Here is an 11122-nt window from a genome sequence, read left to right on the forward strand (position 1 = left end):
GCACGAGGACGGCGCCCGTCAGGGCTGCCCGAGCGCCCGCCAGGCCTGACCCACCACGGTGGCGGCGGCCACGACCAGTTCGGGGTCGGCGGGCACCCAGGTGATGCGGGTGTCGCGGCGGAACCAGGTCTCCTGCCGGCGCGCGAGCCGACGGGTGGAGCGGGCGATCGCGGCCGGCAGGTCGGCGAGCGGGAGCTCGCCCCTCAGGTGGGCGAGCGCCTCGACGTAGCCGACGGCGCGCGCGGCGGTCCGGCCCAGGCCGGCCGCGTCGAGGGCCCGGGTCTCCTCGACGAGCCCGCCCGCGACCATGGCGTTCGCGCGCGTCTCGATGCGGGCATCGAGCTGCTCACGGGGGACGTCGATCGCCACCTGGACGGTCGGCCGGAGGTAGCGCGGGGGGCGGGAGCGGGCGGAGAACGGCTCCCCGGTGAGCTCGATGACCTCCAGCGCGCGCACGGTGCGGCGCACGTTCGCCGGATCCATGTCCGCGGCGGCGTCGGGGTCGGCCTCGGCGAGCTCGGCGAACAGGGCGGCCGCGCCGATCCGCTCGGCCCGTTCCTCGATCGCGGTACGGACGTCGGGGTCGGTGGGGGGCAGCTCGACGTCGTCGAGCAGCGCCCGCAGGTACAGGCCGGACCCACCCACGACGACGGGCCGACGGCCACGGGCGATGATCGCGTCCATGTCGGCCCGCGCGGCGCGCTGGTAGGCGGCGACGGAGGCGACGTCCGACGGTGAGAGCACGTCGATCTGGTGGTGCACGAGCCCGCGTCGCTGATCGGCGGGCAGCTTCGCGGTACCGATGTCCATGCCGCGGTAGAGCTGGGCGGCGTCGGCGGAGACGATCTCGTAGAGCTCGGGGGCGCCGAGCGCGAGCTCGGCGGCGAACTGCTCCGCGAGGTCGAGGGCGAGCTCGGACTTGCCGGTCGCGGTCGGCCCGACGACGGCGACGACGAACCCCTCGGCGACCGGGCGGTCGGCGGACGTCTCCGCGCCGCCGTCCGTGGGGACCCCCGCCGACCCGTCGCGGGACGGTCGGGCCGTGCTCCCCTCGTCGGTCGTGGCCCCGCCCATGCTCAGGCCCGCCTGAGGGTCGGCATGCCGAGGGACACCGGCTGGCCGAGCGCGGTCGCGCCGCCGTGATCGTGCCCGCCGCTCTCGCGCGCCTCCCACGCGTCCCCGGCCCGCGTGCGGCGCACGGCGAACGTGCCGCCCGTCAGCGCCGAGTCCGCCACGAGGTGGTGGGGCGCGCCGTGGGTGACTCTCGCGGTGACCATGTCCCCGGGCCGCGGCCGGTCGACCTCGGCGAGGTTGTCCGGCAGGGCCACGTGGACGAGACGGTTGTCGGCCGCCCGACCGGTGACGCGTCCGGTCGCGGCGTCCTTGGCGCCCTCGCCCTCGGCGACGAGGACCTCGACGGTGCGTCCTTCCTGCTCCTGGCCCAGCTCGGTCGAGATCCGGCGCTGCAGGTCGGTGAGGCGCTGGTAGCGCTCGGTGACGACCTCGGCGGGCACCTGGTCGGGGTAGTCCGCCGCCGGGGTGCCCGGGCGGCGCGAGTACTGGAAGGTGAACGCCGAGGAGAACCGGGAGGCCTCGACGACCTCGAGCGTGGCGGCGAAGTCCTCCTCCGTCTCGCCCGGGAACCCGACGATGAGGTCGGTGGTGATGGCGGCGTCCGGCATCGCTGCACGCACGCGGTCGAGGATGCCGAGGAACTTCGCCGACCGGTAGGAGCGGCGCATGCGACGCAGGACGGCGTCGGAGCCCGACTGCAGCGGCATGTGCAGCGAGGGCATGACCGCCGGGGTGCTCGCCATCGCGTCGATGACGTCGTCCGTGAACGCGGCCGGGTGGGGTGAGGTGAACCGCACCCGCTCGAGCCCCTCGACCGCCCCGGTGGCCCGCAGGAGGTCGGCGAACGCGCCGCGCTCCCCGAAGGAGACCCCGTAGGAGTTGACGTTCTGGCCGAGCAGCGTGACCTCGATCGCCCCGCTCGCGACGACCGCCTCGACCTCGGCGAGGATCTCGCCCGGCCGCCGGTCGCGCTCCTTGCCGCGCAGCGAGGGCACGATGCAGAACGTGCACGTGTTGTTGCACCCGACCGAGATCGACACCCAGGCGGCGTACGCGGACTCCCGGCGCGTCGGCAACGTGGAGGGGAAGACCTTGAGGGACTCCTCGATCTCGACGGCGGCACGGTCGTTGTGGGCGGCCCGCTCGAGGAGGGCGGGGAGCACGTCGAGGTTGTGGGTGCCGAGGACGACGTCGACCCACGGGGCCCTCTCGACGATCTCCTCGCGCATCTGCTGGGCGAGGCACCCGCCCACCGCGATCTGCATGCCGGGCCGGGTCCGCTTGACCTCGGCGAGCTGCCCGAGGTTGCCGAAGAGCTTGTTCGCCGCGTTCTCGCGCACCGAGCACGTGTTGAGCACGACGACGTCGGCCCCCTCGTCACCCGCACGGGTCGCGCGGGCGGCGGCCTCGGGCACGCTGAGCACCGGGCGGTAGCCGGCGTCGTCGAGGAGCCCGGACAGCCGCTCGGAGTCGTGGACGTTCATCTGGCAGCCGAGCGTGCGCACGTGGTAGGTGCGCTCCGGGGCCGGGACGGTGGTGCTCATCCCGTTCATCCTAGGAGCGCCGGCGACGGGCCGGGCCGGGGCGGCGCGGGTAGCGTGCCGATGTGGTCGACATCCCGCCCGGACTGACGGCGACCGTCACCGGCCGGGCCCCCGACCCTGCGCTCGGCACGGACGGCGTCCACGGCGACCGGTGGCTCGCCGGCCTGCCCCGCCTGGTGGCCGGGGCGGGCGCGCGGTGGGGCCTCACCGCGGACGGCCCCGCGATGCACGGTGAGAACGCGCTGGTGGTGCCCGTCGTGGCGCCGTCGGGCAGGGCCGTCCTCAAGGTGACCTGGCCGCACGAGGAGGCCCGGCACGAGCACCTCGCGCTCCGGCTCTGGGGCGGTCAGGCCGCCGTCCGGCTCCTCGCGGCGGACCCCTCCGCCCAGGTCCTGCTCCTCGAACGGCTCGACGACCGCCGGCCGCTCACGGCCGAGCCGGTGCTCGACGCCTGCGAGGTCGTCGGCCGGCTGCTGCGCGCCCTGGACCGGCCCGCACACCCCCGGCTGGCCACGGTCGCCGCCCGCGCCGACCGCTGGCGCGAGACGCTTCTCGCCGGTTCCGCGCTCGTCCCCCACCGGCTCGCGGTGCAGGCGCGCGCCGAGCTGGACGACCTGCTCGCCGACGCTCCCGAGCCCCGCATGGTCCACGAGGACCTGCACGACGCGAACGTGCTCGCCCCGCTCGACGCCGCCCGCGGCGCCTGGCTCGCCATCGACCCCAAGCCGGTCGCCGCCGAGCCGGCGTTCGGCGTCGCCCCGATCGTGTGGAACCGTGCCGAGGAGACGGCGCGCGCCTGGTCGCCGCGCACCCACGTCCGGCTGCGCGCCGACGTCGTCGCCGACGCGGCGGGCCTCGACCCCGACCGGGTGCGGGCGTGGACCCATGTCCGGCTCGTGCTCAACGCGCTCGAGGCCGCGCGGCACGCCCCGGCGTCGGACGACTTCCGCGAGCGCATGATCACCCTCGCCAAGGCGTTCGCCGACTGACCGCACAGGCCCCGGGCTCCGGCCGGTGACCGAGCCCGGCCCGGCGACCGCACTCCGCCCGCTGAGCGGCCGTGGAGTACCTCTCGACGGCTGCACCGTGCCGCGACCACGCGACCACGCGACCACGCTCCACCTGCATCGTTGCAGTCTCGTGACCTTCGTGTCACATGTCGGACCCACCCGTGGCCGTATGGTGCACCGCATGACCGAGACCACACACCGGGACCGCGCCGACGCGGTCCCGGAGTCCGACGTCCCGCTCGTGTCCATGCGGGGCGTCGACAAGTACTTCGGCGACCTGCACGTGCTCAAGGACATCAATCTTGAGGTGGCACGCGGCGAGGTGGTCGTCGTCATCGGCCCGTCGGGGTCCGGCAAGTCCACGCTGTGCCGGACGATCAACCGGCTCGAGCCGATCAACTCCGGCCGCATCCTCGTCGACGGCAACGAGCTGCCGGAGGAGGGCAAGGCGCTCGCGAAGCACCGCGCCGAGGTGGGCATGGTGTTCCAGTCGTTCAACCTCTTCGCCCACCGGTCGATCCTCGACAACGTCACGCTCGGGCCGACCAAGGTCAAGGGGATCCGCACCGCGGACGCGAAGAAACGGGCGATGGAGCTCCTCGAGCGCGTGGGCGTGGCCAACCAGGCCCACAAGCGACCAGCCCAGCTCTCGGGCGGGCAGCAGCAGCGGGTGGCCATCGCGCGGGCACTCGCGATGGACCCCAAGGTCATGCTCTTCGACGAGCCGACGTCCGCCCTCGACCCCGAGATGATCAACGAGGTCCTCGACGTCATGACCGGGCTCGCCAGGTCCGGCATGACGATGATCGTCGTCACCCACGAGATGGGCTTCGCCCGGAAGGCCGCGGACCGGGTCGTCTTCATGGACGACGGTCTCATCGTGGAGGAGGCCACGCCCACCGAGTTCTTCTCCAACCCGCGCTCGGACCGGGCGAAGGACTTCCTCTCCAAGCTCATCACCGACTAGTCACCCACCGAGTTCTCACCCACCGACCACCCCACCGACCACCCCACCGGCCGGCCGCCCGGCCGGCCGGACGCTCGAGACACCTGGAGATCCCATGCGACGCACCAGATACGCGACCGCGGCAGCGCTGCTGGCGGCCGGGACGTTCCTGGCAGCCTGCACCTCCGACGCCCCCGACGAGGGCGGCGACGCAGGCGGCGACAACGGCGCCGACACCGGCGACGACACCGGTGGAGACACCGGCGAGGACGGCGGCGGCGAGACCTCGACGGACGGTGGTGCCGGAGCCGCCGACGGCGAGGGCCTGACCATCGGCATCAAGTTCGACCAGCCCGGCCTCGGGTACCAGGACGGCAGCGAGTTCACCGGGTTCGACGTCGACGTCGCGCACTACGTGGCCGAGCACATGGGGTACTCGCCGGACCAGATCACCTTCGTCGAGGCGATCTCGGCCAACCGGGAGACCATGCTGCAGAACGGTCAGGTCGACATGATCTTCGCGACCTACTCGATCACCGACGAGCGCGACGAGGTCGTGGACTTCGCCGGCCCGTACTTCGTGGCCGGGCAGGACCTCCTCATCCGCTCCGACGACGAGGGGACGATCACCGGCCCGGAGTCCCTCGACGGACTCAACCTCTGCTCGGTCTCCGGCTCGACCTCGGCCCAGCGCGTGCAGGACGAGTACTCGGAGGGCGTCCAGCTCATCGAGCAGCCGGGCTACTCCGAGTGCATCCAGTACCTCATCGGCGGTCAGGTCGACGCGGTGACCACGGACGACATCATCCTCGCCGGCCTCGCCGCCGACGAGGGCAGCGGCGCGCTCGCCGTGGCCGGGAGCCCCTTCTCCGAGGAGCGCTACGGCGTCGGCATCCCGGACGGGGACACCGAGACGTGCGAGCAGATCAACGAGGCGATCCAGGCGATGATCGACGACGGCGCCTGGGAGGAGGCCGTCACCGCCAACACGGAGGGCACCGGCTTCACGCCGGACGAGTCGCTCAACCCCCCGGAGCTGGACTCCTGCAGCTGAGCCGGTCTCCCGGCACGAACGACGGGTGGGGGCGCCCCCGGCGCCCCCACCCGCTCCCCCTTCCCCACGACCGAAAGGCGGTGACCGGTGGGCGACTACCTCGAGATCCTCTCGAGCTACGACCTGCTCGACGCGTACCTCGTCAACCTCCGGCTGGCCTTCTTCTCGGCGCTCATCGCCCTGCTCATCGGCGTGATCCTCGTGCTCATGCGGATCTCACCCGTCCCCACGATGCGGTGGGCCGGGTCCCTCTACGTCACGCTCGTCCGCAACACACCGCTGACGATCATCATCGTCTTCGCCGCGCTCGTGCTGTGGCCGGTGCTCGGCCTGGAGTTCTCCCGGACCTTCGAGGTCAACTTCTTCTGGCTGGCCGTCGTCGCGCTCGGCGTCTACCACGCGTCGTTCGTCTGCGAGGCGTTGCGCTCGGGGGTCAACACGGTGCCGGTGGGGCAGGCCGAGGCCGCCCGCGCGATCGGCCTGTCGTTCCTCCCGGCGGCCCGCCTGGTCATCCTCCCGCAGGCGTTCCGGGGTGCGATCGCGCCGCTCGGCAACACGCTCATCGCCCTCATCAAGAACACGACGGTCGCCGCGGCGGCGTCGGTGTCCGAGGTCTCCCAGCTCATGCGGGCCATGATCGAGAACCAGGCCAACTACGTGCTGGCGATCTTCTTCACGGTCGCGATCGGCTTCGTCGTCATCGTCATCCCGATCGGCCTGCTCACCACGTACCTCTCCCAGCGTCTGGCGGTCGCCCGATGAGCTCGCACCAGGTCCTCTTCGACGCCCCGGGCCCGCGCGGCCGGCGGATCATCCTCGTCGGCAACGTCATCGGCACCCTCGTCGTGCTCGGCATCGGCGCCTGGGCACTGTGGACGATGTACGAGAACGACCAGTTCCGCGCCGAGCTGTGGGCCCCGATGGTCGAGGCCCGCTCCTGGCAGTACTACTTCCTCCCGGGCCTGCAGAACACCCTGGTCGCGGCCGCCTACTCCGTCGTGCTGGCGATGATCTTCGGCACGCTCTTCGGCGTCGGCCGTCTCGCGTCCAACCCCGTCCTGCGCTGGTTCTGCGGTGTGGTCGTCGAGTTCTTCCGCGCCGTGCCGGTGCTCATCATGATGGTCGCCGGCTGGTTCCTCCTCGGCTCCACCGGCTGGGTCTCACCGTCGATGGCCCCGCTCGTCGCGGTCGTCGCGGCGCTGACCCTCTACAACGGGGCCGTGATCGCCGAGCTCGTCCGCTCGGGCGTCCACGGTCTGCCCCGCGGCCAGCGCGAGGCCGGCCTGGCCATCGGGATGACCCGGCGCAAGTCGATCCAGCACATCGAGCTGCCGCAGGCCCTCATCGCCATGCTCCCGGCGCTCGTGAGCCAGTTCGTCGTCATCCTCAAGGACTCGGCGCTCGGCTCGATCATCACCTACAGCGAGCTGCTGCGGAACTCCCGGCTGCTCGGCTCGGGCAGCCCGTTCCCGATCCTCCAGTCCCTGTTCGTGGCGGCGGTGCTGTTCATCATCATCAACTTCATCCTCACGAAGATCGCCGAGCTGGCGGCCCGCCGGGTGGGTTCCCTCACCTCCGGCCGAGGTGCACCCCCGGGTCAGCCGGATGCCGCCGTCGAGGCCGCCGTCGCACGCGTGACCCTCGAGCCGAACCCGGACATCCCCGACCGGCCGCGACAGACGCCCTGACGGCCGTCACCGGCCGGCTGGCGACGTTCCTCGACCCGCGCACCGTCGCGCAGGCCAAACGGCACGAACCGGCGCTGACGATCGACGCCGACTAGCTCGCGGACCCGCCGCCCGACTCTTCCTCGCCCGCCACCGAGCCCGCCAGCGTCAGCGGGACCTCGGAGACGGCGACGTCGTACATGTCGCCGCCGAGCCCGATGACGATGCTGACCTCGACGACGGCCTCCGTCGCGTCGACCGGGAGCTGGAACCAGACCCGCCGCGTGAACGGGCCGTCGGATCCGCCGGTGTTCGTCTCGGGCTCGACCGTCGAGCCATCCGCGAGCCGGAGTCGGATCGTCGACTCGTCGTAGTGCGGGGAGGGGGGCTCCTGGGTCGTCACGTCGACGCCGAGGTAGACGTGGCCCGGGTTCGCCCAGCCGACCTCGGGGACGAACGGGGTGAGCACGCCGCCCGTCAGCTGGCCCGTCTGGGTCATCGCGCCGTACCGGGTGTCGTAGTCGTGGCTCCAGGAGGCACCGTCGCCGACCTCCACCTCGGTCGGCCGCGCGTAGATGTCCTCGACGACGGACGCGGTCCGCGTCCCGTCGATCAAGCTGAGCTCCTGGCGCACGCCGTCGGCGAGACTCTCGAGCACGACGTCCTCGGGCGCCGCGCCCACAGGCACCGACGCCACGAGGGTGATCTGGTCCCCGGGCGTGAGCTCGAGGTCGAGGTCGACCTCGCTCCCCTCGACCCGGACGACGTTCTCCGTGACCTCGTACGACTCGAGCTCGTCGTCGACCGGTTCCCAGCGCGGGTCGTCGACGCGGACGACCGCGACGGCGAAGGTCTCGCCGTCGGCGGCCAGGACCTCGTCGACGTCGCCGAGCTCCGTCTCGCTGCCGGGGTTCTCGGCGAGCACCTCCTCGGCGACGTCCACCGGAAGGGTGTCGACCGTCGCGGTCCGCGGCACGGAGACCTCCTGGTCGAACGCGGTGACGACGGTGCCCGCGTCCTACTCGATCCCGGTGAGGCCGAGGTCGGGCGTCTGCACGAGCACCGCGGTCACACCCGACGGCATCCGGGCGGTCGCGCCGGCATCGCTGTCGCCCGGGCCGGGCGCGGTGGTCGTCGCGGCGTCGCGCTCGGAGGCAGGCTCCGACCGCCCCTCGGGTGCCGCCGGGGGTGCCGGCGGCGGTGGTGCAGCACCGGTCGGATCGTCGTCCCCTCCCCCGCAGGCGGAGAGGGCCATGGCGAGGACCACGGCGCCCGTCGTCGTCGGGAGCAGGCGGGCGCGGCCGCGCATGGGGGCCTTTCGCTGGGGGTGCGGGCAGGGGACGGAGGCCGTCGGCGCCAGACCGTACCCAATCGGACCCCGGCGGGACAATTTCGCCGCCGCGCACCGCCCGTCGGAGAGGATCGACATCTCTGTCAGTGGACCTCGACGTCCCCGTCCGGCCCGCCGAGGTCGTCCTCGCCGAGGTCGTCCTCGCCGAGGTCGTCCTGGGCAGGATCCTCCTCCGCGAGCGCGCTGCGCATGGCGCGTCGCGCGACGTCGCCGGAGAAGCCCTTGCGTCCGAGCGCGGCGATCGTGCGGCGGTGGCGAACCTCGGCGGCCAGGCCGCGGGTGGCGCGCAGGCGGGCCCGGGCGACGGCGGTGGCGGCGGCCACCTCGTCCTCCTCGTCCAGCTGGTCCAGGGCACGAGCGGCCACGGACTCGTCGATGCCCTTGCGGCGCAGCTCGGCGGCGATCGCCCGGCGTCCCTGGTGACGCTCGGAGTGACGCGTGCGCACGAGGCGGTCGGCCAGGTCGGCGTCATCGACGAGCCCGACGGCGCAGAGTCGGTCGAGGAGTGTCTCGGCGACGCCGACCTCGACGCCCTTGGCCGCGAGCTTCTCGGCGAGCTGCGCCCGCGTGCGCGGCGCCCCGGCCAGTGATCGCAGCGCGATGGCCCGCGCGGCCTCGAGCGGGTCCTCCGCGGACGGCTCGGCCGCCGACGCCCCGGCGCCGACCGGCTCAGCCGCCGACGACCCGGCCCCCGAACCGTGCGGCTCGGGGGCCGGGTCGCGCCGCGAACGGCTCACGGACCGTCGTCCCCGGCTCAGAACGAGACCGGGACCTCGGCCCGGTCGGCGGCCGCACCCTTCCGAGCGGCGGGGGCCTTGACTGGTGCCATCGGCTCGTCGGTCCCGATCGGCTCGGCGACCTCGGGCTCCGGCGCCGCCTCGCCGATGCCGAGCTTGACGAGGATCTTCTTCTCGATCTCCTCGGCGAGCTCCGGGTTGTCCTTGAGGAACTGCCGGGAGTTCTCCTTGCCCTGGCCCAGCTGGTCGCCCTCGTAGGTGAACCAGGAGCCGGACTTGCGCACGATTCCCTGCTCCACGCCGAGGTCGATGAGCCCGCCCTCGCGGGAGATGCCCTGGCCGTAGAGGATGTCGAACTCGGCCTGCTTGAACGGCGGCGCCATCTTGTTCTTGACGACCTTGACCCGGGTCCGGTTGCCGACCGCATCGGTGCCGTCCTTGAGGGTCTCGATCCGGCGGACGTCGAGCCGCACCGAGGAGTAGAACTTCAGCGCCTTGCCGCCCGTGGTGGTCTCGGGCGAGCCGAAGAACACGCCGATCTTCTCGCGGAGCTGGTTGATGAAGATCGCCGTGGTGCCCGACGCGGACAGCGCACCGGTGATCTTGCGCAGCGCCTGCGACATGAGGCGGGCCTGCAGGCCGACGTGGCTGTCGCCCATCTCGCCCTCGATCTCGGCCTTGGGCACGAGCGCGGCGACCGAGTCCACCACGACGATGTCGAGCGCGCCGGAGCGGATGAGCATGTCGGTGATCTCGAGCGCCTGCTCACCGGTGTCCGGCTGCGACACGAGCAGGGCGTCGGTGTCGACGCCGAGCTTCTTCGCGTACTCGGGGTCGAGCGCGTGCTCCGCGTCGATGAACCCCGCGATGCCGCCGGCGCGCTGGGCGTTGGCCACGGCGTGCAGGGCGACGGTCGTCTTGCCCGAGGACTCCGGGCCGTAGACCTCGACGATCCGGCCGCGCGGGAGGCCGCCGATGCCGAGCGCGACGTCCAGCGCGACGGAGCCGGTGGGGATGGTCTGGACCTTGGGTCGCGTCTCGTCGCCGAGGCGCATGACGGACCCCTTGCCGAACTGGCGGTCGATCTGGCTGAGCGCGGCCTCGAGTGCCTTGCTGCGGTCTGCTGCGGGAGCGGGCATGAACTCTCACCTCTTGGCTGGGGGACGCTGGGCGCCCCGTCTGGACGGTCACGGGCTGGCCTTGTCAGGGCGGGTCCCTCTCCGGGCCGCTGCCTGGGATGACGCTATGTCCGACCACCGACATCCGTTCCCGCCCACCACTGGCCTGTGGACGAGCGGGAGTCGTCGTCACCTGTGGAGCACACTACGACGAACAGATGTTCGAGCGCCTCCGACACGCCGTGCGCGTCGCCACGGGTCTGCGAGCGGCTACTCGTCGAGCTCGCGGCGGTGGTGCCAGCGCGTCGAGGCGTCCAGGCCGAGCTCGTCGACGACCGCGTCCCACACGTCCCGCGGCCGGTAACCCTGCTCGAGGGCCTCCTCGGCCGTCCGGTAGCCGACGCCGGCCAGCGTGAGGTCCGCGAGGTAGGACGACGCCGTCGCCTCCCCCAGGACCTCGCGCGCGACGGCCGCGAACTCGGATCGTTTCACCGCACCAGGGTGTCACCGCGGCCCCGGCCCGGCAGCGGCGGACGCGCCGGTGAGACCGACGACGCACGCGGGGCCGGCCCGCACGACGAAGGGCCGACCGCGGACCCGGGAGCGGCCCCGGCTCCGGCG

12 protein-coding genes are annotated in these 11122 nt (G+C 72.9%); 5 read left to right on the forward strand and 7 right to left on the reverse strand.

The window, feature by feature from the left end:
• Nucleotides 1-18 precede the first annotated feature (18 nt).
• Together miaA and miaB are read right to left on the reverse strand one after the other, a co-directional pair.
• Nucleotides 19-1074, reverse strand: coding sequence for a tRNA (adenosine(37)-N6)-dimethylallyltransferase MiaA (miaA, locus tag ACPYO4_RS08155; RefSeq protein ID WP_425708721.1), 1056 nt, complete (start codon nt 1072-1074; stop codon nt 19-21).
• Between the two features lie 2 nt (nt 1075-1076).
• Complete coding sequence (miaB, locus tag ACPYO4_RS08160; protein WP_425708722.1) at nt 1077-2618, reverse strand: tRNA (N6-isopentenyl adenosine(37)-C2)-methylthiotransferase MiaB; 1542 nt, start codon at nt 2616-2618, stop codon at nt 1077-1079.
• A gap of 62 nt (nt 2619-2680) precedes the next feature.
• Here miaB and ACPYO4_RS08165 point away from each other — a divergent pair, with 62 nt between their 5' ends.
• The 5 genes from ACPYO4_RS08165 to ACPYO4_RS08185 all read left to right on the forward strand — a co-directional run bounded on the left by ACPYO4_RS08165 (nt 2681) and on the right by ACPYO4_RS08185 (nt 7316).
• Nucleotides 2681-3607 (forward strand): aminoglycoside phosphotransferase family protein, encoded by a 927-nt coding sequence (locus tag ACPYO4_RS08165; RefSeq protein WP_425708723.1) that lies wholly within the window; start codon nt 2681-2683, stop codon nt 3605-3607.
• A gap of 202 nt (nt 3608-3809) precedes the next feature.
• Nucleotides 3810-4595, forward strand: coding sequence for an amino acid ABC transporter ATP-binding protein (locus ACPYO4_RS08170; protein ID WP_425708724.1), 786 nt, complete (start codon nt 3810-3812; stop codon nt 4593-4595).
• A 94-nt stretch (nt 4596-4689) separates the two neighbouring features.
• Nucleotides 4690-5628, forward strand: a complete 939-nt coding sequence (locus tag ACPYO4_RS08175; protein ID WP_425708725.1) for a glutamate ABC transporter substrate-binding protein — start codon at nt 4690-4692, stop codon at nt 5626-5628.
• 87 nt (nt 5629-5715) lie between these two features.
• Nucleotides 5716-6390, forward strand: a complete 675-nt coding sequence (locus ACPYO4_RS08180; RefSeq protein WP_425708726.1) for an amino acid ABC transporter permease — start codon at nt 5716-5718, stop codon at nt 6388-6390.
• Entirely contained in the window at nt 6387-7316 is a 930-nt protein-coding gene (locus tag ACPYO4_RS08185) for an amino acid ABC transporter permease (RefSeq protein ID WP_425708727.1), read from the forward strand. The genes ACPYO4_RS08180 and ACPYO4_RS08185 overlap by 4 nt, the downstream gene beginning before the upstream one ends.
• A gap of 91 nt (nt 7317-7407) precedes the next feature.
• Here ACPYO4_RS08185 and ACPYO4_RS08190 read toward each other — a convergent pair whose 3' ends face one another.
• The 5 genes from ACPYO4_RS08190 to ACPYO4_RS08210 form a co-directional block, all read right to left on the reverse strand.
• Nucleotides 7408-8271, reverse strand: coding sequence for a hypothetical protein (locus tag ACPYO4_RS08190; RefSeq protein ID WP_425708728.1), 864 nt, complete (start codon nt 8269-8271; stop codon nt 7408-7410).
• A gap of 42 nt (nt 8272-8313) precedes the next feature.
• Entirely contained in the window at nt 8314-8604 is a 291-nt protein-coding gene (locus tag ACPYO4_RS08195) for a hypothetical protein (protein WP_425708729.1), read from the reverse strand.
• 125 nt (nt 8605-8729) lie between these two features.
• On the reverse strand, nt 8730-9383 hold the full coding sequence (locus ACPYO4_RS08200; RefSeq protein WP_425708730.1) for a regulatory protein RecX: 654 nt from the start codon (nt 9381-9383) through the stop codon (nt 8730-8732).
• A gap of 17 nt (nt 9384-9400) precedes the next feature.
• Nucleotides 9401-10522, reverse strand: a complete 1122-nt coding sequence (recA, locus tag ACPYO4_RS08205) for a recombinase RecA (RefSeq protein WP_425708731.1) — start codon at nt 10520-10522, stop codon at nt 9401-9403.
• 249 nt (nt 10523-10771) lie between these two features.
• Complete coding sequence (locus ACPYO4_RS08210) at nt 10772-10993, reverse strand: DUF3046 domain-containing protein (RefSeq protein ID WP_425708732.1); 222 nt, start codon at nt 10991-10993, stop codon at nt 10772-10774.
• Nucleotides 10994-11122: the final 129 nt, after the last annotated feature.

Origin of the sequence: Georgenia sp. Z1491, from assembly GCF_049856175.1 — a bacterium.
Classification (GTDB): Bacteria; Actinomycetota; Actinomycetes; order Actinomycetales; family Actinomycetaceae; genus JB111.